This window comes from Pueribacillus sp. YX66, assembly GCF_041725775.1.
Classification (GTDB): domain Bacteria; phylum Bacillota; class Bacilli; order Bacillales; family UBA6769; genus Pueribacillus.
Map to the genome: position 1 here is coordinate 152,957 of NZ_JBEUEL010000002.1, position 22,855 is coordinate 175,811.

Annotated in this window: 23 protein-coding genes; 8 read left to right on the forward strand and 15 right to left on the reverse strand. The window is 37.4% G+C overall.

Features of this window, described 5'->3' with window-relative positions:
- Positions 1 to 126 precede the first annotated feature (126 nt).
- Entirely contained in the window at positions 127 to 315 is a 189-nt protein-coding gene (locus ABU914_RS01815) for a hypothetical protein (RefSeq protein WP_379668048.1), read from the reverse strand.
- Positions 316 to 459: 144 nt separating this feature from the next.
- Between ABU914_RS01815 and ABU914_RS01820 the strand changes: the two genes are divergently transcribed.
- Both ABU914_RS01820 and ABU914_RS01825 read left to right on the forward strand, forming a co-directional pair.
- Positions 460 to 1,077, forward strand: coding sequence for a YktB family protein (locus tag ABU914_RS01820; RefSeq protein WP_379668049.1), 618 nt, complete (start codon positions 460 to 462; stop codon positions 1,075 to 1,077).
- Between the two features lie 88 nt (positions 1,078 to 1,165).
- Positions 1,166 to 1,390 carry a hypothetical protein gene (locus ABU914_RS01825; protein ID WP_379668050.1) on the forward strand — a complete coding sequence of 75 codons (225 nt, stop codon included), beginning with the start codon at positions 1,166 to 1,168 and terminating at the stop codon, positions 1,388 to 1,390.
- 25 nt (positions 1,391 to 1,415) lie between these two features.
- Here the strand turns inward: ABU914_RS01825 and ABU914_RS01830 are convergent, their stop codons facing one another.
- From ABU914_RS01830 to pdhA, 6 genes are all read right to left on the reverse strand, one after another.
- The gene (locus ABU914_RS01830) at positions 1,416 to 2,372 is read right to left on the reverse strand and encodes an NAD(P)H-dependent flavin oxidoreductase (protein ID WP_379668051.1); all 957 of its coding nucleotides are present in this window, start codon (positions 2,370 to 2,372) and stop codon (positions 1,416 to 1,418) included.
- A 48-nt stretch (positions 2,373 to 2,420) separates the two neighbouring features.
- On the reverse strand, positions 2,421 to 2,663 hold the full coding sequence (locus tag ABU914_RS01835; protein WP_379668052.1) for a hypothetical protein: 243 nt from the start codon (positions 2,661 to 2,663) through the stop codon (positions 2,421 to 2,423).
- A 128-nt stretch (positions 2,664 to 2,791) separates the two neighbouring features.
- Positions 2,792 to 4,207, reverse strand: coding sequence for a dihydrolipoyl dehydrogenase (lpdA, locus tag ABU914_RS01840; protein WP_379668053.1), 1,416 nt, complete (start codon positions 4,205 to 4,207; stop codon positions 2,792 to 2,794).
- A gap of 5 nt (positions 4,208 to 4,212) precedes the next feature.
- Entirely contained in the window at positions 4,213 to 5,484 is a 1,272-nt protein-coding gene (locus ABU914_RS01845) for a dihydrolipoamide acetyltransferase family protein (protein ID WP_379668054.1), read from the reverse strand.
- A gap of 37 nt (positions 5,485 to 5,521) precedes the next feature.
- Entirely contained in the window at positions 5,522 to 6,499 is a 978-nt protein-coding gene (locus ABU914_RS01850) for an alpha-ketoacid dehydrogenase subunit beta (RefSeq protein ID WP_379668055.1), read from the reverse strand.
- A 2-nt stretch (positions 6,500 to 6,501) separates the two neighbouring features.
- A complete protein-coding gene (pdhA, locus tag ABU914_RS01855; protein ID WP_379668056.1) occupies positions 6,502 to 7,587 on the reverse strand; it encodes a pyruvate dehydrogenase (acetyl-transferring) E1 component subunit alpha in 1,086 nt (361 codons plus the stop codon).
- Positions 7,588 to 7,978: 391 nt separating this feature from the next.
- Here pdhA and def point away from each other — a divergent pair, with 391 nt between their 5' ends.
- Positions 7,979 to 8,524, forward strand: a complete 546-nt coding sequence (gene def, locus ABU914_RS01860; protein WP_379668057.1) for a peptide deformylase — start codon at positions 7,979 to 7,981, stop codon at positions 8,522 to 8,524.
- 135 nt (positions 8,525 to 8,659) lie between these two features.
- Positions 8,660 to 10,327, forward strand: coding sequence for a ribonuclease J1 (gene rnjA / locus ABU914_RS01865; protein WP_379668058.1), 1,668 nt, complete (start codon positions 8,660 to 8,662; stop codon positions 10,325 to 10,327).
- Between the two features lie 228 nt (positions 10,328 to 10,555).
- Here rnjA and ABU914_RS01870 read toward each other — a convergent pair whose 3' ends face one another.
- From ABU914_RS01870 to cbpB, 5 genes are all read right to left on the reverse strand, one after another.
- Entirely contained in the window at positions 10,556 to 11,221 is a 666-nt protein-coding gene (locus ABU914_RS01870) for a potassium channel family protein (protein ID WP_379668059.1), read from the reverse strand.
- A gap of 207 nt (positions 11,222 to 11,428) precedes the next feature.
- A complete protein-coding gene (locus ABU914_RS01875) occupies positions 11,429 to 11,674 on the reverse strand; it encodes a YkuS family protein (RefSeq protein ID WP_379668060.1) in 246 nt (81 codons plus the stop codon).
- Between the two features lie 260 nt (positions 11,675 to 11,934).
- Positions 11,935 to 12,798: a transcriptional regulator CcpC gene (locus ABU914_RS01880; RefSeq protein WP_379668061.1), complete on the reverse strand. Its 864-nt coding sequence runs from the start codon at positions 12,796 to 12,798 to the stop codon at positions 11,935 to 11,937.
- A gap of 26 nt (positions 12,799 to 12,824) precedes the next feature.
- A complete protein-coding gene (locus ABU914_RS01885; protein ID WP_379668062.1) occupies positions 12,825 to 14,327 on the reverse strand; it encodes an MDR family MFS transporter in 1,503 nt (500 codons plus the stop codon).
- 50 nt (positions 14,328 to 14,377) lie between these two features.
- Positions 14,378 to 14,824 carry a cyclic-di-AMP-binding protein CbpB gene (gene cbpB, locus ABU914_RS01890; protein ID WP_379668063.1) on the reverse strand — a complete coding sequence of 149 codons (447 nt, stop codon included), beginning with the start codon at positions 14,822 to 14,824 and terminating at the stop codon, positions 14,378 to 14,380.
- Positions 14,825 to 15,021: 197 nt separating this feature from the next.
- On the opposite strand from cbpB, the gene ABU914_RS01895 reads away from it, so the two are divergent.
- Complete coding sequence (locus ABU914_RS01895) at positions 15,022 to 15,234, forward strand: Spo0E family sporulation regulatory protein-aspartic acid phosphatase (protein ID WP_379668064.1); 213 nt, start codon at positions 15,022 to 15,024, stop codon at positions 15,232 to 15,234.
- Between the two features lie 89 nt (positions 15,235 to 15,323).
- On the opposite strand, the gene ABU914_RS01900 is transcribed toward ABU914_RS01895, so the two are convergent.
- Positions 15,324 to 17,879 (reverse strand): vitamin B12-dependent ribonucleotide reductase, encoded by a 2,556-nt coding sequence (locus tag ABU914_RS01900; RefSeq protein ID WP_379668065.1) that lies wholly within the window; start codon positions 17,877 to 17,879, stop codon positions 15,324 to 15,326.
- Positions 17,880 to 18,180: 301 nt separating this feature from the next.
- Complete coding sequence (locus tag ABU914_RS01905) at positions 18,181 to 19,014, reverse strand: lipoate--protein ligase family protein (RefSeq protein ID WP_379668066.1); 834 nt, start codon at positions 19,012 to 19,014, stop codon at positions 18,181 to 18,183.
- A 184-nt stretch (positions 19,015 to 19,198) separates the two neighbouring features.
- Between ABU914_RS01905 and ABU914_RS01910 the strand changes: the two genes are divergently transcribed.
- From ABU914_RS01910 to ABU914_RS01920, 3 genes are all read left to right on the forward strand, one after another.
- Entirely contained in the window at positions 19,199 to 19,579 is a 381-nt protein-coding gene (locus ABU914_RS01910) for a rhodanese-like domain-containing protein (RefSeq protein ID WP_379668067.1), read from the forward strand.
- A 406-nt stretch (positions 19,580 to 19,985) separates the two neighbouring features.
- Positions 19,986 to 21,659 (forward strand): DEAD/DEAH box helicase, encoded by a 1,674-nt coding sequence (locus tag ABU914_RS01915; protein WP_379668068.1) that lies wholly within the window; start codon positions 19,986 to 19,988, stop codon positions 21,657 to 21,659.
- A complete protein-coding gene (locus ABU914_RS01920; RefSeq protein ID WP_379668069.1) occupies positions 21,646 to 22,434 on the forward strand; it encodes a YqhG family protein in 789 nt (262 codons plus the stop codon). Before ABU914_RS01915 ends, ABU914_RS01920 begins: the two co-directional genes overlap by 14 nt.
- Before the next feature lie 119 nt (positions 22,435 to 22,553).
- Here the strand turns inward: ABU914_RS01920 and ABU914_RS01925 are convergent, their stop codons facing one another.
- Entirely contained in the window at positions 22,554 to 22,739 is a 186-nt protein-coding gene (locus ABU914_RS01925) for a DUF2759 domain-containing protein (protein WP_379668070.1), read from the reverse strand.
- Positions 22,740 to 22,855: the final 116 nt, after the last annotated feature.

The window sequence follows — 22,855 nt, forward strand, 5'->3', positions numbered from 1 at the left end:
TCCATTATGACATAGATAACAAAAAAATGTACAAATTAAAGAAAACTTGCCGATAGGCAAGCTTGTTACGCGCATACAGAGCTGTTAGACTTAGTTTCGTGTCCCAAGTGTAAAACGCTCTGCTTCCTATGCTTCCAATCGGATTAACTCCTGACGCAACTGTTCAAGTTTTCGTTTTGAGTGTTGGATCTGAATGAGATCTTTACTTTCTAATGCATCGTATAACGTCGCTAGCTCATAATTAATCTCCATTTTTAAAACAGGCAGACGTTCTTCTCCATCATTTTTCAGTAATGTTTGGATAACTTGCTTCATTGTCATAACACCTCTACATCATTTTGTATTGTGACACTTTCCGTGCTATTGTTATGGAAAATGAGTTTTTCTCCCCTTCCTTCTTATTACTATCATTCCACTATTTGCTACATTTCAAACCATTAAGAAAAAGAGGTGTTCACATTGTCATTATATAGTTTTTCACCTGAAGATTTTAACGTATTTCAAATTGAAGGACTCGAAAATCGAATGGAAGCGATTCAAACAAAAATCCAACCTAAATTTCAAGTGATTGGCGAAGAACTGACGACATACCTGTCGGCAAAGCTGAATATGGAAATGTTTTTACATATTGCAAAACATGCTCGTCGTACGAAAAATCCGCCAAATGATACTTGGCTAGCCATTGCAAATAATAAGCGTGGATATAAAAAGCATCCGCATTTTCAAGTCGGACTATTTGATGATCGTGTGTTTATTTGGCTCGCATTTATTTATGAATTGCCTAACAAACAGCAAATTGCAAAAACTTTTATGCAACATATTGATTCGCTTAAATCCATACCAAATAATTTTGTCATTTCTCAAGATCATATGAAAAAAGCTGCATATCATTTCAATGAAGTCGATTTAAACGATATACTAGACAGGTTTTATTATGTTAAAAAAGCAGAGCTACTCATCGGGCGACATATTCAAAGAACAGATCCGATTCTTCAAAATAGTTTAGCCTTTTTAAAGATGACGAAGACGACCTTTGATGCGCTACTACCTTTGTATCACTTAGCCATTGAACAATAAAAAATGGAAACCAATAATAAACATGAATTGCTACATCTTAGGGTAATTTAAACATGTGTACACAGTTCAATGGAAGGAGTGTGTGATTATGCAACAGCAACAGCAGCAGCAACAACAACAAAAAGGAATTTGGTTACCATTAATTGCATCTGTTGGTGTAGGCGCTGCAACATTTTATAGCATGAGAAATGGAAAAGGGATGGGGCAAACGATTCAACAAATGATCCCTTTCGTTGCAGGTATGAAAAATAATAATTCATCACAAAAATCCAACGAACAAACGAGTACACAGAACAACCAAATGCTTCAATAAATAAATCCCCCGTTCGGGGGATTTATTATTTTAATCGGCTATAGATGGATTCAGCCTCAGATATGATACGATCAATTAAAACAGATACAGGTGGAGAATCGTAAATTCTTCCAACCACTTGTCCAGCCCAAGCAAAGCCTTCTTCATCATTACCGTCATGGATATAACGTTTATTCGCTTCACCACTGATAAATTCTTTTAACGCTTCATATGTAGGTGTTTGTTGTTCAAGCTCTAATATTTTATCCGTCCATGTATTTTTTAACGCTCGTGCCGGAGCACCTATTTTACGTTTAATGATAACTGTATCTGTTTCTTCTGCATCGATGATGTTCTGTTTATACCGTTCACTCGCATGAACACATTCTTCGGTAGCAATAAAGCGAGTGCCCATTTCTATCCCTTCCGCACCTAAAGATAGAGCCGCCAATAAACCACGACCATCCCCAATTCCACCCGATGCAATCACAGGAATTGATACAGCATCAACAACTTGAGGAATAAGTACAAGTGACCCAACATCATCCCTGCCTAAATGTCCACCCCCTTCTTGTCCAACGACCATAACGGCATCTGCACCTAGCTCCTCAGCTTTTATTGCTTGTCGCTTCGAAGCAACTAAAACCAGTTTCTTTATATCTGTACCTTGCAAATGTTCAAAAAAAGCTGTCGGATTTCCTCCTGTGACAGATACAACTGGAACATTTTCTTCAATTGCAACGTCGAGCATATGCTTATACTCTCTTCCATGCTGACCAATTGCATAATTAACTCCAAAAGGCTTAGATGTTTTCGCTCTCACTTTTACGATTTCATCACGCAATTGTGATCGTGACGACAAGCTCATTGCAGTAATTTGACCTAACCCTCCCGCATTCGAAACGGCTGAGGCTAATTCAGAATAGGCTAGATAAGCTAATCCCCCTTGAATGATCGGATATCGAATTCCTAACATTTTAGATACACGTGTCTCCCAGTTCATCCGCTACCCTTCTTTCTTAATTTTGTTTCTATTCTTACAATAGCAGTTTTAAACGAGCAGATAAAGAACGAACAAAATAAAAGAAAAACAAAACGTACTCACACATAAACTAACAAACACGAAACGCTTCGACCTTCCAATGACAAAACTAATGACTGAAGCTAAATAAATAAAAATAACGAGTAAACATAGTTTAGCCGTCATCCGATCTTCTGGCGAAAAGATAATAACCGCTAAATATAGTAACCATATGATTGCATGTATGAATACACTCATAACAATCCGCTGCACGACATACCACCTCATACAACTATATGCATAAGGTCGTCCATTTTGAACATTTTTATAAGTTTTAATAAATAGAGTTGTGACAGAGCTAAAAAAACCGTAAGTACTTCATAGACTTACGGTTTTCTCACCTATTTTACTATATGAATGGGTGTTCCTAAAGCTACCTCTGCAGCTTCCATCGTGATTTCTCCTAACGTTGGGTGAGCGTGAATCGTTAGTGCAATGTCTTCTGCTGTCATCCCGCCTTCAATTGCAAGACCAAGCTCAGCAATTAAATCAGATGCGTTGACACCAGCAATTTGCGCTCCTAGGACGAGTCCATCTTCTTTGCGAGTGACAAGCTTTACGAAGCCGTCGGTTGCGTTAACTGACAATGCTCTTCCGTTAGCAGCATACGGGAATCTAGCACCGATAACTTCAAAACCAGCTTCTTTCGCTTCTTTTTCCGTATAACCAACAGAAGCAAGCTCTGGTTCTGAAAAAACGACTGCTGGAATGGCTAAATAATCGACTTGAGAAGGCTGACCACTAATCGCCTCGGCTGCAACTTTTCCTTCATAAGATGCTTTATGAGCGAGAGCTGGTCCAGCGACAACATCACCGATTGCATAAATTCCATCAACCGATGTTTTACATTGACTGTCAACTTTAATAAGTCCTCGATCTGTTAATTGAACACCAATCTGTTCAAGACCTAATTCATCTGTATTTGGGCGTCTGCCAACTGTAACAAGTACGTAATCTGCTTCAATGGATTGTGTTTCACCGTTTACTTCTGCAGTGACGATGACACTACCATCCTTTTCTTCTACCCCTTGAGCTTTCGCCTCTGTATAGATTTGAGCACCTTTTTTCTTAAGCTGTTTTTCTACGAGTGTACTCATCTGTTTTTCGAAACCGGATAAAATTTGTTTTTCACCCTCTAAAATGACAACTTCTGATCCGAAATTGGCAAATGTCGTTCCAAGTTCAATTCCGATGTAACCTCCACCAACAATAATAAGTTTTTTCGGTATTTCTTCTAAAGCGAGCGCTCCTGTTGATGAAAGTACGCGGTCGCTCCATTTAAAACTCGGAAGTTCGATCGGTCTTGAACCTGTAGCAATGATACAATTTTTAAAATTGTACGTTTGCGTCGTATACTCATCTTTCGTGACTCGGACTGTTTTTTCATCAGAAAAATATGCTTCGCCGTGAACAACGTCGATTTTATTGCCTTTCATTAAACTTGCAATACCGCCAGTTAATTTTTGTACGACTGAACCTTTCCAATCTTGTACCTTTTTAAAATCAATTTTCGGATTTTCAATCGTAATTCCGTAATCATCTAAGTGGTTCAGTTCATCATATTTTTGACTTGCGCTAATTAATGCTTTAGAAGGGATACAGCCAACATTTAAACAAACCCCACCTAACGTTTCCGCCTTCTCAACGATCGTTACTTTTTGTCCAAGCTGTGCCGCTCGAATCGCAGCGACATAACCACCCGGTCCCGAACCAATCACCAGTGTGTCAATTTCTTCTGCAAAGTCTCCTACTACCATTTCCGTTACGCCTCCATTACTAATAATTGTGGATCATTCAGTAATCGTTTAATATGATTTAACGCTTGTTGAGCCATTACACCATCGACGAGTCGATGATCATAACTTAAGGATAACGCAAGAACGGGTGAAACGACAACTTCTCCGCTTTCAACGACCGCTTTATCTTCTATTCGACCGACCCCTAAAATTGCCACATCTGGATGATTGATAATAGGAGTAAACCATTGTCCGCCAGCTGAACCAAGATTTGAAATCGTACTACTACTTCCACGCATTTCTCCACTCATCAGCTTACCCTCTCTCGCTTTAATTGCTAATTCGCTAATTTCTTTTGCAATCATGAGCATTGATTTACGATCCGCATCTTTAATTACAGGCACGACGAGACCGTTCGGTGTATCGGCAGCAATCCCTATATTGTAATAATGCTTATAAACGATTTCTTCGTTCTCATCATCAATCGATGCGTTAAGTACTGGATACTCACGAAGTGCTGATACGAGAGCTTTCACAACGTACGGTAAAAACGTTAATTTAACTCCTTTTTCGGCTGCCATCTCTTTATATTGATTCCGATGATTAACTAAATCAGTTACAACAACTTCATCATGGTGTGTAACGTGTGGGGCCGTTTGTTTCGAATGAACCATTGCCTTTGCGATTGTTCTCCTGATGCCGCGTAATTTCTCTCTCGTTTCAGCTTGCTGAACTTCAACTTCAGTTCCTATCCGCTTCGTATCTTCAGCCGTATCGGTTTTTGCTTCTGCTCGTTGCTTACGATCACCGCTTAAAAATGCATCGATATCTGCTTTAAGAATTCGACCGTTTTTACCTGAGCCTGTTACTTGAGAAATATCAACTGAATGTTCCCGTGCATATTTGCGAACTGAAGGCATTGCGATAACTCTTGGCTTTTTCACTCGATCGTCTTCAAGTTCAGCCTGAGATTCAACCTGTTTATTCAGTTTAATTCTTTCTAATTCTCGTTCCTGCTTTTCTTCATCAGCACTGCTATCTTCAGCCTCGGTCTCATGACCTTCTGCTTCAAACGTAATAATGATGTCACCGACAACAGCTACTTCACCTTCGTCGACTTTAATTTCTAATACTCTTCCTTCAACTGGACTCGGAATTTCAACAACTGCTTTATCATTTTGAACTTCAACAATCGGGGCGTCTTCTTTCACTTCGTCACCCGGTTTTACAAACCATTTTACAATTTCACCTTCGTAAATACCTTCACCGATATCAGGTAATTTAAACTGAAATGCCAATGAATTCGCCTCCTGTTTTTTTTCTAACGTTATATGCTTAAAAGTGGATGACCTTTTTCACTGCTTCGATAATGTCTTTATAATTCGGCAACCATACATCTTCTGCTGCAGAAAAAGGATAGACTGTATCTGGTGCGGTCACCCGTAGTACAGGGGCTTCCAAACTTAAAATCGCTCGATCATTAATTTCAGCAACGACATTGGCCGCTACACCTGCTTGTTTTTGTGCTTCTTGAACGACAATCGCACGATTTGTTTTTTCAACAGATTGGACGATCGTATCAACATCAAGTGGGCTAACCGTTCGCAAATCAATAACCTCAGCTTGAATCCCCTCTTTTTCAAGTTCATCGGCTGCTTTTAATGAAGAGTGGACCATTGCACCGTATGCAATAATCGAAATGTCCTTACCTTCTCTTTTAATATCCGCTTTTCCAATCTCTATTGTATATTCTTCCTCTGGAACCTCTTCTCTAAACGAGCGATACAATTTCATATGTTCAAGAAATATGACAGGGTCATTATCACGAATAGCCGAAATGAGTAATCCTTTTGCATCATAGGGCGTAGACGGGATAATCACTTTTAAGCCAGGTTGCTGTGCCATTAAACCTTCTAAGCTATCAGCATGCATTTCCGGTGTTTTTACACCACCGCCAAAAGGTGAGCGAATCGTAATCGGAGAAGTGCGTGTTCCACCTGTTCGATATCGCATCCTAGCCATTTGTCCAGAAATCGCATCCATCGTTTCATAGACAAATCCGAAAAATTGAATTTCAGGGACAGGACGATATCCTTGTAATGCAAGTCCGACCGCCAATCCATTAATCGCAGACTCCGCCAATGGAGTATCAAAAACACGGTCTTTGCCAAATTCTTTTTGCAACCCTTCGGTAGCTCTAAACACACCACCGTTTACCCCTACGTCCTCACCGAACACTAACACATTTTCATCATTTCTAAGTTCTGTCCTAAGAGCGTCGGTAATCGCTTGAATCATTGTCATTTGTGCCATCTTTATTTCGACTCCTTCGCTTTATATTCTTCCATTTGCTCCTCGATATTTTTTGGCATGTCTTCAAACATAAATCCTAGTAAATCCGTTACTTTTTGTTTTGGAGCATTGTCCGCTTTTTGAATCGCCTCTCTAATTTCCTTTTGAGCTTGTTCAATTGTTTGCTCTTCATCTTCTTCTGTCCATAAATTTTTCGCCTGTAAATATGTTCTAAAGCGTACGATTGGATCTTTCTTTTCCCATTCGTTATCCAGATCGTCAGAACGATAACGAGTTGGGTCATCTCCGGCCATCGTATGTGGTCCGTAACGATATGTTAATGTCTCAATTAATGTTGGTCCTTCTCCATTTAATGCACGTTCTCGTGCTTTTTTCGTCACGACATAAACAGCTAATGGATCCATGCCATCAACTTGTATACCTGGAATTCCGGCAGCCACTGCTTTTTGAGCAAGTGTTTTCGCCTTTGTTTGCAACTCAACAGGCGTAGAAATTGCGAAACGGTTATTTTGAATAAAAAAGATCGCTGGGGTGTTATATGCACCCGCAAAGTTAATTCCTTCATAGAAATCACCTTGCGATGACCCCCCGTCACCTGTATACGTAACTGCAACTGCCTTTTTGTTTCGCATTTTCAATCCAAGCGCGACACCTGTTGCTTGAATAATTTGTGCTCCGATTATAATTTGTGGTGGAAGAATATTTAAGTCTTCAGGAAGCTGATTGCCTTCGAAATGTCCTTTCGAAAATAAAAAAGCTTTATATAGAGGGAGTCCATGCCAAATAATTTGTGGGACATCCCGATAGCCTGGTAAAATAAAATCTTCTTTTTCAAGTGCAAAATGACTTGCTAATTGCGAGGCCTCTTGACCAGCAGTTGGCGCATAAAAACCTAATCTTCCTTGTCGATTTAAAGAGATTGAACGTTGATCAAGTACTCGTGTGTATACCATTCTTTTCATTAATTCTCGTAATTGTTCATCTGTTAAATCCGGTTCCTCTGCTTTATTGACAATCTCACCATTTTCATTCAAAATTTGAAACGTTTGGAATTCCTTTTCAATCTTTGCTAGTGATTCGAATCCCATCAATACCACCTCTTCCTTTTTTTAAAAGTTAAACTGAGAAACTTATCCATCTTCTAGGTTAACCAAAAGCAATCGTTCCAATGACCGAAAACATTGACAACTAGACGGTTATATAACAGGAACAAAAAAACAAAGACTGTACTATATTAAAATGTGAATTGACTATAACAGATCCATTTAAATTTAGTGTATATGATAACCTTAACATTTTCAACATTTAAACACGATTAAGTTTCCATTTTTGCTCAACGCTTTCAACGACCTGTATTATATAACATTTCAACTCTGTTATAGAATAATTGTTATCTATCATGTCGCAATCAACTTTCAAGCATAACAATATGGTAAAATGATCAAAAGCACACATTTGCTTTTTTAGGAGTGATAAAGAATGCTGACAATGAAAAATATTATTAGAGATGGAAACCCAGTTCTTCGCAAAAAAGCTGAGCCTGTTCAACTACCTGCCTCTGCAGAAGAAAAAGAGACGTTACAAAAAATGTTGCAGTTTTTACACAACAGTCAAGATGAACAAATAGCTGAAAAATATAATTTACGACCAGGAGTCGGACTTGCCGCTCCCCAAATTGGATTAAGTAAAAGAATGATAACCGTCTTATTGACTGATCAAGATAAATTATATGAATATGCGTTATTTAATCCAAAAATTATTAGTCATTCCGTTGAGTTAACGTACTTGGAAGGTGGAGAAGGTTGTTTATCTGTTGATGAAGACATACCCGGAAACGTTCCGCGATATGCACGTGTCCAAGTAAAAGGAATAGATCTTGAAGGTAAGGAGATAAGGCTTCGTTTAAAAGGCTTGCCTGCGATCGTTTTTCAACATGAGATTGACCATCTTGATGGCATCCTATTTTATGATCGAATTGATAAGGAAAATCCTTTCAGAACGTATGGAAATCCTATTGTACGTTAACGATTCCGTTTTTGATACTTAAAATAAAAAAAGTAGATACTAAAAAGAAGAGTAATGTAATTAAAGAAAGCATGAAAAAGATTCCATTTTCATTTATACTAAGAAAAAGTAAAAGTATTGGAGTAGTTTAACATTATGAAATTTATTAAAAATCATCAAACAGCAGTATTTGCATTAGGAGGACTTGGTGAAATTGGTAAAAACACATACGGTGTCCAATTTCAAGACGAAATTATTTTGATTGATGCAGGAATTAAATTTCCTGAAGACGAGCTATTAGGGATCGACTACGTCATTCCAGATTACACGTATTTAGAAAAAAATAGTGATAAAATTAAAGGGCTCTTTATCACCCATGGACATGAAGACCATATCGGTGGAATTCCTTTTCTACTAAAACAAATGAATGTACCAATATACGGCGGGAAGCTTGCTATCGGATTAATCCGTAATAAACTTGAAGAACACGGCTTACTTAGAAGAGCGAAGCTACATGAAATTCAAGAAGATGACATTATTAAATTTCGCAAAACGTCTGTCAGCTTCTTCCGAACGACACATAGCATTCCGGATTCTTACGGAATCGTTGTTAAAACACCGCAAGGAAATATCGTTCATACAGGTGACTTTAAATTTGATTTTACACCTGTAGGTGAACCTGCCAATTTAACAAAAATGGCGGAAATCGGAAAAGAAGGCGTACTTTGCTTACTTTCGGATAGCACAAACAGTGAAATTCCTGAATTTACAATGTCTGAACGAGTTGTCGGTGAAACGATCCAAAATATTTTCAGAAAAGTATCAGGAAGAATTATTTTTGCAACGTTCGCTTCGAATATCCATCGGCTACAGCAAGTTGTAGAAGCTGCCGTTCAAAGCAATCGAAAAGTGGCCGTATTTGGAAGAAGCATGGAATCAGCCTTAGAAATTGGTCAAAGTCTCGGTTATATTCAAGCTCCGAAAGATACGTTCATTGAAGCGCAACAAATTAACCGTCTGCCAGATAATGAAGTGACCATTCTTTGTACAGGTAGCCAAGGAGAACCGATGGCTGCATTGTCACGAATTGCAAACGGCACACATCGTCAAATTCATATTATTCCTGGAGACACTGTCGTTTTCTCGTCTTCACCAATTCCTGGTAATACGGTTAGTGTTGGGAAAATTATTAATCGCCTTTATCGTGCAGGTGCGGAAGTTATCCATCATAAGCTGAGTGATATTCACACATCTGGTCACGGAGGTCAACAAGAACAAAAACTTATGATTCGCCTAATAAAGCCGAAGTTTTTCGTTCCGATTCATGGCGAATATCGAATGCTTAAATCACATACGAAATTAGCAGCTGATTGTGGCATTCCTGAAGAAAATTCGTTTATTATGGATAATGGCGATGTTTTGGCATTAGAAGAAAATAAAGCAATCATTGCTGGCAAAATCCCTTCCGGCTCCATTTATGTTGATGGAAGCGGGATTGGTGATATTGGGAACATTGTGTTACGAGACAGAAAAATTCTTTCCGAGGAAGGTCTCGTCGTCGTGGTTGTCAGCATTAATATGAAAGAATATAAAATTCTTTCAGGTCCTGACATTATCTCAAGAGGATTTGTCTACATGCGTGAATCCGGAGATCTAATTAAAGAAGCTCAAGATCTATTAAAAAATCATCTTCAGCAGGTGATGGGAAAACAAACGAGCCAATGGTCGGAAATTAAAAATGAAATTACGGAAACGTTAGCACCTTTTTTATATGAAAAAACAAAAAGACGACCAATGATTTTACCGATTATTATGGAAATATAATGATAAAACCACACAATTTGCATTGAACTGCGCCCTGTCATCAAGTACACGGTGATAATGAATGCTACAGCCTGGTGCCGATATTCTAAAGGTGCTAGGCTGTTTATCTGTCTACTATGTTGGGAGCATATCATATCACAATTGTGTGGTCGTTTTCACTTAAAAATTGAAAATGAACGCTAGTCGATTAGAAAGAATGACATGACGTCAGCTTGGCATTTTTGCATCTTATTCATTATTCAGTAGCTTCTTTTCTAAGCGATTAATGTCTTGATAAGCGCCAATAACGACTAATATATCATCTTTACAGATCTTTTCGTCAGCCTGTGGTGAGACAATAATGGATTCCCCACGTTTAATCGCAACGATGTTAACACCATATATTGCACGAATATCTAACTCAATTAAAGTTTTACCATCTATTTTTGAACTTGCAATTAATTCAACGATGCTGTATTCATCTGAAAGCTCCAAGTAATCTAGAACATTGTTTGAAACTAAGCTCGTGACAATACGAATACCCATATCTCGTTCAGGATGAACAACTTGGTCTGCCCCTATTTTATTTAAAACTTTTTCATGATGGTCGTTTTGGGCTTTTACAGTGATTCGTTTTACACCTAACTCTTTCAAAATTAACGTTGTTAATATGCTCGCTTGAATATTATCACCAATCGCAACAATGACGTGCTCAAAATTTCGAATTCCCAAATTTTTCATCACCGTCTCATCGGTTGTATCTGCAATGACAGCATGAGTAGCAATTTCAGAAAACTCATTAATTTTTTCCTCATCAATATCAATGGCAAGAACATCCATCCCTTGCAACGCTAACTCTTTACAAATGCTGCCTCCAAATCGACCAAGACCTATAACTGCAAATTCTTTTTTCACGACAATTCCCCCGATACAATAAAACGATTGACGTGATCATATCATATTATATTCGTTATGCGAAGAAAAAAATAAAAAGCTCAAAGATGAATGTTTGTAACATCTTTGAGCCTCGAATGAAAGACTCCAACATTAGTAAGACAATTTGCAAAACAGATTTTTCTCGTAAACATCGCTATCTAGCATCGTTTTTATATCATAATCGGATTATATTTGAATGCGGCTTTCGACTTCCTGGCACACCTCTTCCGCTGATAATCCGCTTGCATTCAAAATTGACCCTTTTGAAACAACATTTTGAATGCCCATTATATTTTCGTCTTGGCCTGTAATTACACAAACATCGCAATTTTTTGCATCTGATTGTTCCTTTAAAGTCACGACGTGATATCCTTTGTCACGCAATGCTTCAGAAACATTCGTTAACGTTTGTTCTACACCGACTTTTGCCAATCAAAACCCCTCTTTCTTGTCATTTTTTGCAATCAGTTATAGTGCGTGTTCAGACGCAAGTAAGGCGACTCCATGAGTACATCTTTTTCTGCCTTACACCGAGGAAGCTACTTGATACGGATCGCAAGTCTATTCTTGTGCATCGCACGATGTTCTAACCTTACACAAATATTAAATTGTACCGGTACATGAAACGAAATAACGTGATTATTTGCACCTTTTTGAACACCCTCTTATAAAGATTACAATACCCCTTTATTTCAATTTTTATACTCTATGTTGACAAGTTCTAAAAATGCTTCCACTTGTTTTAAGCGTGTATAAGATTCATGTGTAATAATCCACGTATCACGGCTGACTTCCTCAGATTGTTTAGACTGTAAAGGAATTTTATAGATGTTGTCATTTTCAGTTAAACTAATTGAAGGTAAGATCGCATAGCCAATTCCATTTAAAGCCATCTGTTTACATGTTTCAATATGATCAACGATAATCGTTTTCTCAGGCGGAGAAATAAAATGTTCATGCCACCATGCTTGGATTTCACGATAATATGTTGAATCACTTTTAAATTGAATAAACGGTTTTTCTGAATTTTTTAATTGTGAAATTGATTGAATTTCAGTATCAACGAGGATAAGATCATCTTGAAACAATAACTTTTTTATCCCACGCCAATCTGGGTTTCCACGAATTATTCCAATATGGTAATGCTCTTCCTCAAATTGATGTAAAATTTCACTACTCCATCCAGTAGTTAACGAAATTTTGACGTTCGGATAATTGCGAACATATCGCTTTAAAACGTTAGGTAGCCAATATTGTCCAATGATCGAAGCGACAGCAAGCTTTAATGTACCTGAAACTTCAGCTTGCATAAGCGAAATTTCATCGAGCACTTTTTCTTTTTCAGCTAACGTCTTGTTTACGTATTCAATTATTTTTTCTCCTGCTGGTGTTAGCACTAAACCGCGCTTTGAGCGTAAAAAAATTTCAGTCCCCCATTGTCGTTCAATTGTACGAAGTCTTTGACTTAATGCCGGTTGCGTTACATACAATCGTTCAGCAGCTTTACGCATATTCAACTCTTCTGCTAAAACAGATAACATTTCATATTCTGTCATATTTTTTAGCACTCCATCTTTAAAATCTAAATGACCTTCTCACTTTTTGGAAGCATTATAATAAATAAAAAAGTGACACATGCAATCACGAACAAGCAGATATATACATAATGTAGTCCATAAGCTAGCCCATCTTGTAATAAAAATAATGTTTCTTCTGACAAAGTACTCTTTTCAGCATCATTTAATAACACGTTTGCGACATCGTTAGATAATAATTTATCAACAGATTTTCCTTGTTTATAAAAATAATGGCTCATTTTACTATTTAAAATACCGCCTAATAATGCAGCACCGACAGCATTTCCTAACATGCGCATAAACATATTATTCGCAGTCGCAATGCCACGCATCTCCCAATTCACATGACTTTGAATTGCAACGATAAACGTCGTGCTCGTCAATCCCATACCTATTCCTATAAAAAAAGAAGCCGCTCCTGCCCATATCGGACCTAATGCAGGTGTTAGAAAAACAAATAAGATAGCGCCAACAAGAAGTGAAACTCCGCCAACAATTGCAAGCAAACGGAACCCGACTTTCACGATCATTCTTCCCGCAATAGTCGAAGCAATCGGCCAGCCAATTGACATTGTCGTTAATGTAAACCCTGCTATGATTGGGGTTTGCCCCATTACACCTTGTACAAATGTTGGTAAAAAGCTGGATACGCCCATGACAATCATACCTGATGTTAACGTTGCCAAATTCGGAGAAACCATCGCTCGTTGCCGCCATAATCTTAAAGGCAGCATAGGCTCTTCGAACAGGTGTTCTTGATAAAGGAAGAAAAGGAAAAAAAATAGAGCGATAGCCGATAAACTAACGATTTCAATAGAAAACCATTCCCACACACTTCCACCTTGGATTAAAACAACCATAAACGCTAAAATTGCAATTAATAATAGAATTGAACCTAAATAATCAATCTTCTGTTGTTTCTTTTCACGTTCTTCATGCAAAAAAAATACAATCCCGATGATCGCAAACAAACCGATCGGAATGTTAATCCAAAAAATCCAAGACCAACTTACATACTGAACTAAAACACCTCCGAGTAACGGTCCTAAAATGGCAGAAATCCCCCAAACACTTGATAAATAGCCTTGAACTTTACCCCTTTCCTCAAGTGTGTACATATCACCTACAATCGTTGTTGCAATTGGGGTTACAGCACCAGCGCCAAAACCTTGAATCAGTCGAAACATGATTAGCACCACCATTGAAGTAGCCAATCCGCATAAAAGTGAGCCAATTAAAAAGATGGTAACACCAAATACAAAAATAGGTTTTCTGCCAAACAAATCTGCTAGCTTTCCGTAAATTAAGATTGTGACAGCTTGCATTATTAAATAAGCAGAAAAAACCCAACTATACAGAGAAAAACCGCCTAATTCAGAAACAATACCTGGCATGGCTGTAGCGACAATTGTCCCTTCAATCGCTGACATAAACGTTGAAATTACGATCGCTGCTAACACGATAGGTTTATTTGTTTTTAGTTTCCTTTCACTTTCGACCAAATTCATGTTGACACCACTTTCACATTTGCGATTAGAAATAAGAAAATCTGTCCCACCTAAGTTGGACGGACAGATTCTCGATTCATTTCATGAATATAACGATTCATTTGTTTTAACAGAGCTCGTCGAGTGAAAATCCCAGTAAATATTCCTTCATCATTCACAACACATAGAAATGTATGGTCGATTGAAAGTTTTAATCCTTTTAGTAAACTTTCATTCTCATGAATACTTGGTACTTCACGATTCATTACATCTTCGACAACTTTGTTTTCGAGTCTTTCCATTTCAATTCTTTCGATTCCTAAAATTGAATCTAAAATGAGTGACATGCTTATAAGTCCTTTTAGTTTAAAGTCAGTATCTACTACTGGTATTGCAGAATAACCGGACTTAATTAATACGAGCATCGCATGTTCTAGAGGGTTGTTCATATGAACATGGGCAACTTTTTCAGATGGAATCATTAACTCCAAAATTTTTTTTTCATTAAAATCATGCATTGCATTACACCCCTTCGGAAGTTTTTATAACGAGTTGATCCCGACTAAGAAGGGTTCAAATTAAGTGTATCATAAATTTTATAAGCCAACTACTCATACCGATGTTCCGTGAATGTATCAGAAAACAGCTGATTTTGACGATCAGGTTTATTTTGTAATGTAAATGAGAATAAAGTAAATAAAATGATGGAAAGTAGGTGAGTTTTTCTTTGTTAGGAACCTTGATAGAGAAAAAGAGAAATGAAATGGTTGCATCCGCTTTAAAGTATGGTCTAAACGCAAAGAAAACGCTCCATCTCAGCCAACAGTTAGATCGATTACTGAATGTGCATGACTCTGAAAGAATCATGAATGAAAAAAGACATCTTAATCATGTAAACGCTTTCTATTCATCTTCTATCTTACGTTAGTTTTATACAGATGTAAAGAGATTAGGAATATTAAGAAAAATACGAACTTTAAAAGACGTGTATCCCATTAATGAGATACACGTCCTTTTTTACAAGCCGCATTTAAGCTGAGCTCCACAGCTTGTACACGTATTACATCCACCAATATCTTCTACTTCACCTACACGGCAAACAGGACAAGTGTTTCCAATTTCAGATCCAATTGTCACTTCTGTACTTTTTAACGGAGCAATTGTGTCAACGAGAACAACTTTATTTGAAGTCTCTGTAGTTCCGTCTTCTTCTTCGAATGTATTTTCCTCTGCAGTCAAAGACAAGACTTGAGCATCCCGACTACCATCAACATAAACGGTTCCGCCTTTCGCTCCACCACGATAGAGGCGCTCATAGACTGCTTCAACTTGTTCGACCGTATAGCCTTTCGGAGCATTTACCGTTTTACTAATCGAGCTATCAATCCATCGTTGAATCACACATTGTGTATCGGCATGCGCTTCTGGTGTTAACTCCATCGCTGAAATGAACCACTCTGGTAAATGATCTGGATCCGCATCAGGATTGTTGTGTAAATATTCCTCAACAATTCCAGCTTTTACTTCAATAAACTTCCCTAAGCGACCACTTCGGAAGTAGGAGAATGAAAAGTATGGCTCTAATCCAGTTGACACCCCGACCATCGTTCCTGTTGAACCTGTTGGAGCCACCGTTAATAAATGCGAATTCCGAATGCCATGTTCAACAATGCTAGAACGGATATCTTCGGGCATCGTCTGCATATATCCAGTTTCAGTAAATGCCTGTCTCAACTTCTTCGTTTCTTCCTCTGTTTCACCAACTAAAAATGGAAAACTTCCTTTTTCCTTTGCAAGTTCAACAGATGTTCGATATGCCGTTGTTGCGATCGTTTCAAAAATTTCGTCCGTTAATTGATTTCCTTCCTTCGATCCATATACAGTTTCACAATAAATGAGCAGATCATGCAAACCCATGACACCTAAACCGATTCGTCTTTCTCCTAACGCTTGACGTTTATTTTCCTCAAGAAAGTAAGGTGTCGCATCAATGACATTATCTTGCATTCGTACGCCAACCTCGACTGTACGCTTCAATTTATCAAAGTCAATGGTTTTATTTTCTTTATCCGCCATTTGTGCTAAATTTACAGCTGCTAAATTACAGACAGAATATGGAGCAAGTGGCTGTTCACCACACGGATTAGTCGCGACAACCTTTTGACCATATGCAGTTGCATTCGTCTTGTCGTTTGCATTATCGATAAAAAATATACCTGGCTCGGCTGAATATGTCGCACAAATGTTAATTAAGTTCCAAAGCTCTTTAGCTTTAATTTTACGGTAAACGCGTACAGGGAAACCTCTCTTCTCCCATTCACGAACATCCCCGCACTTATGCCATTCTTCATTATAAATAGCCATTTGTTCTTCATTATAATGCTCTACATCAGGAAAGCGCAGTTCATATTCACCATCAGTTTCCACCGCTTCCATAAATTCTTTCGTTAAACAGACAGATATGTTAGCCCCAGTTAAAAACTCTGGATGATGGACAGAATATGTTCCACCCGTCTTTAGCTTTTCTTCCGCTTCTTGAATGATTCGAGCGTTAAAACCACCTTGTCCTGGAATGTTTTTATAATTCACAATCCCTTGATACATCGCTTCTTCTGTTTCTGAAAGCGGGGTAAATTTTAATTTTTCATGTGCTAATTGTTTAATTTGTTCATCATTTGTAGTTTCAATTAAAAAACGAAGAATTCTCGGGTTTTGCATTTTTGAAATAATAAATTCAATAATATCCGGATGCCAGTCGGCGAGCATTATCATTTGTGCACCGCGTCTTGAACCGCCTTGTTCAACGAGGTGGGTTAACTTTGCGATATCGTCTAACCATGAAACTGAACCAGACGATTTACCGTTAACTCCTTTCGCCAATGTATTTCTCGGTCTTAATGTTGAGCCGTTCGTTCCGACTCCCCCACCACGACTCATAATCTCCATTACTTGTTTGCGATGGTCAGAAATTCCTTCACGTGAATCTGGAACATATGGCATGACGTAGCAATTAAAATACGTTACGTCTGTGTTAGAACCAGCACCATAAATAACTCGTCCTGCCGGGATAAAATTCAGAGAAACAAGTTCATGATAAAACTTTTCTGTCCATTCTTTCCGTTTTTCTTCTGTTTTTTCAACGGATGCTAGCCCTGTTGCATTCCGTTTTGCAATTTGCTCATAAAAAATTTCGAGCGGCTTATCAATAATATCTAACGAACGGCGAACGAGGCCCGTCTTCATTTCCTCAGGATCATCTAAATTGTTACGGTATTCTTCATCAATACAGACTAGAGCTGTGTTTTCTATCCAATCGATTTCTTCAATAAAACCAAGTCCTCTCGCCGGAAAGGTCGGGTCTTCTTTTACTGTTAAAACAACAAAGTCTCCTACTTTTAATGTTGTTTTTTCAGTGTCTTTAAACGCATATCGATCAAGCATAACGAGGCGCGAAACGCCTTTATATGTAATTTTCATTTCTTCAGTAATTTCATGAACTTGCGGAAATAGCTGAATATCCTCATTCAGTCGTTTAATGTCTATTGTTTTCTCCTTTGTAAGTGTAATTGCCATAATTATCCTCCTCTGAATTTAATCCCAATTTACCTATATATATTTGTTAGTATTTGTCGAATCATGATGAACACAACAAAGTGTGTTGAATTCATCATATCATAGAGGAATTTATAATGGCAATAAAAATATCAATATATAGTATAAATCACTCTCCAACCACACTACATATTGATGAAAGATCGAAAGAAATTCAAAATGTCAAATAAGTAAATCACTGAATAATGCAGAAAAAAGAAGGAAAGAAAACATATTTACAGCATATTGTGTAATTTTTAACAAATACATCTGTTGTCTTTTTTTATTTTGCAAAATTCCACTCATCATTGGCGTAACGTTCTTTTTGAATTCGTTTGATTTCGCTTAATTGCGCTTCCGACAATTTGAATGGTTGCAATTTTATATTTAATCCCTTTTCAAAACCCATTTGAAAAGCATCAATCGCCTCATCGTACGTCATCGAACGTCCAAGAAGCTCGTTCACCGTCACTGCTTTGTTTTTAAAGTTTGCCTGCATTTTGTTGCGAATGTCTTCTGATTGAAAATTAAACAAGTCGAACATTTTGTTTTCATCTATGTCAAATAAAATGACACCATGTTGCAAAATTACACCCTTCTGACGTGTTTGTGCACTGCCTGCAATTTTTTTTCCTTCAACAACAAGTTCATACCAAGATGGTGCGTCGAAACAAACAGCAGACTTTGGATTTTTTAAATTTAACTTGTCCTCTTCGCTCTCTGGAATTGAAAAATATGCATCTAAGTCAAGTTCACGGAATCCTTGAAGTATGCCTTCGGAAATAACGCGATACGCTTCAGTCACTGTGTTCGGCATGTTCGGATGTTGTTCCGAAACGATAACACTGTAAGTTAATTCATGTTCATGTAGCACTGCCCTTCCACCAGTCGGGCGTCTTACGAAACCTAATCCGTACTTTTCCACCGCTTCTAAATTAATTTCTTTACGTGCCTTTTGAAAATATCCAATTGATAATGTCGCAGGATTCCAGCCATAAAAACGAATGACAGGTGGCATATCTCCTTCACTTTGCCAATGTAACAATGCTTCATCACAAGCCATATTAAACGATGGTGAACAGTGTCCAGAGTTTAAAAAAAGCCATGTCTCCTTCATCGTATCTCATTCCTTTACTTTGTTTATATAATTGTTCCGGCAATTTTTATATCTATTCTTAATCATAACAGGATGACACCAGCTGTTACAATTAACTGCGACAAACAATTGAATTTATTTGAATAACAGATATAATTTTACCTAGAGTAGATAAGTTAGATTTGCGAATGGGAGCGTGGCTTTTTTGACGTTATTATGGATCACAATTTTAATGGTTCTAGGTTACCTTGGATATGTGGGTATTTCTAGATGGATGCAAAATCGTTATTTAAAGAAACTTTCACAAGATGAGTTTATAAAAGGATATCGAAAAGCGCAGCTTATCGATGTTCGAGAGGAAAAAGAATTCGATAACGGCCATATTTTAGGTGCTAGAAACATTCCTGCTTCACAACTTCGAATGCGTTTCTCAGAAATTCGGAAAGATAAACCAGTCTATCTATATTGTGAAGGCAGCGTCCGAAGCAGACAAGCAGCCCGGTTTCTAAAACGTAAAGGATATAATCAGCTTCATTATTTAGACGGTGGCTTTCGAAAATGGACTGGCAAAGTTAAGTCAAAGTGACTTCGCTATGAGGTCACTTTTTTATTTTCTTTAGGATGTTTTATAAGAAATTGTTTTTAACGATATCGACAAACTGTGTAATAAGTACTACTTCGCTTCAGAAATACACTTCGCTTTCAGCGGGAATGATGAATCGAGGATGTAATGTACCGGGTTTACTCTCAATACAGCATACTCGACGTAGCATTGTTTGAGTCCTGTCGCAACGTCTGGAAATGTGATTACTCTTCCCACCTTACAGATTTACACTAATACATCCTGTACGGTGTAGTTACGTTCACAAATTTTCTAAAAAGAACCCCTTTTTAGAAAATCTGTGTGCATATCGATGACACTAGCTTTTGTTAAAATCTTTTTTTTTGGACACGATAAAAATGGTCATAGTTTTCATGTAGGAGTTGTTTTCATGATTACGATTCATTTTGATAATGAATGGGAACAGAATTTTTTAAAACGATTTTCTAATGAAGGCCCTTGGGATAATTGGGAAATTGCAAAGCTAGCACTAGATGCTGAGGAAGAGCTAGCAATTCCATCTTTTGATGGATTACAAGCTCCGAAACATTTACCAAACCTATCGATATTGCCACATCAATTAAATACTGCAAAACAAGTTGTCGAACAAATGAACGGAAAAGCAATCCTAGCAGATGAAGTTGGACTTGGAAAAACAATTGAAGCTGGACTTATTCTAAAAGAGTATATGATTCGTGGTCTCGTCAAAAAAGTACTTATCCTCGTCCCCGCTTCTCTCGTTCTACAATGGGTGTTCGAATTAAATGATAAATTTTACATCCCAGCTATTCCACAAAAAAAAGCATACATGTGGGAACAGTACGATGTTATTGTTTCATCTATAGACACAGCAAAAAGAAGTCCACACCGCGACATCATTTTCTCACAAGATTGGGATTTTATTATTGTCGATGAAGCACACAAATTAAAAAATCGCAAAACAAAAAACTATGACTTTGTACAACAATTAAAAAAACGATTTTGTTTATTGCTAACTGCCACACCGATTCAAAATAAACTTGAAGAAGTATTCAATTTAGTTTCTTTGCTTAAGCCAGGTTATTTAGGAAATCTTGATGAATTTCATCAAGAGTTTAATCCAAAAAAACGAACACAAGAAGATGAAAAAAAATTAAAAATGCTCATTCAAAATGTGATGATCCGAAATCGCCGAGAAGAAACGGGATTAGATTGGCCAACACGACATGTTAAAAATATAACGATTACATTTAGCGAAGTCGAAAAAAACATTTATAACAAAATTACGTCAGCAAAGCAAAATGAATTATTATCTGAACATCAACTATCAACATTAACACTTCAACGAGAAATTTGTTCAAGCCGCGAAGCTTTATTCGTCACGTTAAAAAAGATGGCGGAAAAAGAGGCAATGAATGACGTTGCAAAACAATTTGCTTTTGAACTTATCGAAGACGTTCAAAACATACGTGACCATGCAAAAGCGAAAAAACTGATAGAGCTTGTAAAAGAAATTAATAGTAAAGTAATTGTTTTTACAGAATACCGAGCGACTCAACTATATTTACAATGGTACTTACAACAGCATGGGATTAGCTCAGTCCCGTTTAGAGGCGGCTTTAAGCGAAGTAAAAAAGATTGGATGACTCAGCTCTTTAAAAATCACGCTCAAGTGTTAATTGCAACAGAAGCTGGTGGAGAAGGAATTAACCTTCAATTTTGTCAACACGTCATCAACTACGATTTACCTTGGAATCCGATGAGAATTGAACAGCGAATCGGACGCATTCACCGTATCGGCCAAGAAAAAGACGTCCACATTTACAATTTTACAATTGAAAATACGATTGAAGAACACATTCTCGATTTACTATATGACAAAATACAGCTGTTTGAAAACACGATTGGTCAGCTTGACGACATTCTAGCAAAGCTCGATTTAAAAAATATTGAAAGCTACGTAAACGAAATCTTTTTACATTCGGAGAGCGAAGGCGAAATAAAAATTAAAATGGATAATTTATCGGAGTTAATCAATTTTCAACGCCAGCTCGTGGAGGAGAAACAACAAGATGCAGCAACATGACATCCATCATTATTTAGAACGATACTTTAAAGCGAATGGTTGTGAAATTACAAGAAATGAAGATGGACTACTCGCAGTAAAGCTAACGGTTGAACTTGATAAATTGCTAATGAATCGCCCTTTTTATTGGCATTATATTGAGAAAACAGGCAGAGTTGCTGAACCGATGACGTTAACATTTCTTACGAAAAAAATAGAAAATGAAAACGGGGAGTTTATTCACGTAGGTTCCCCTCGCTTGCACCAAATTTTTCAAGCTGCAAAAAAAACAGCTGCTTACATTAGGCTCTATGAACATGTGCAAGGATCTGAAACCGCTTATATGCCTCTCGTCCCGTGGCTCATGTTAAACGTAAAAATCTCATACATCTCCGACCGTAAAAAAAATCACCTACAATCGTTCGGTTTACAACTTATAACCGGCCAAGTGTGTACGAATGTTATCGAACAGCTAGAGCATCTCCGATTAACACCGAAACTTCCAGATTTCTCATTTCCGCTTACTCCATTAATTAAACCGAAAAGCGGCATAAACCGAATCAAAAATCAAATCTATGCACAAATTGAAAATGACGACCATGAATGGGCAGAAGAAGCAAAAAAAAGATGGGCGAATGACTTGAATTTACTTGAACGCTTTTACGAAAATAAAGAGAAAACCGAAGCCTATTACAATGAAAAAAAAGCGCTTCAAACTCAATATGAACCGTACGTTAATATTGAAGTAATCAACGGAGGCATTCTCTATTTGCATAACAATCGAAATTTATCGTAAATAAAAAGACCACATGAGAACAAAAAATCTCAGTGGTCTTTACATTACCAGTAAAACGATGTAACGTTAAACTACGTTTTATATTGAGTAGCGTTGAAACCGGACTTTTTAAACACCTTTTAAAGTGGTGAAGGTGCTCCGCCTCCTTGAAACACATCAATAAATGTCATTACGCTAAACCAGCCAAAAACTACGACCGCTAAAAGTGCAAACACTAAGCCCAGCATATTTTTTTTGCGTAATTCCCGAAAAATTGCAACGAGACCTAACAATGCTATAAGCATAAAAATAATTGCAAGAGCCATGACTGTTCTCCTTTCAAGTGTTTTCCCTATTATTCCCTTAAATCAACTTATACATGCAGAAACTAAATAGGTGTATCCGAAACATATTCTACCTGTTTTTACTTCATTTGTCGAGA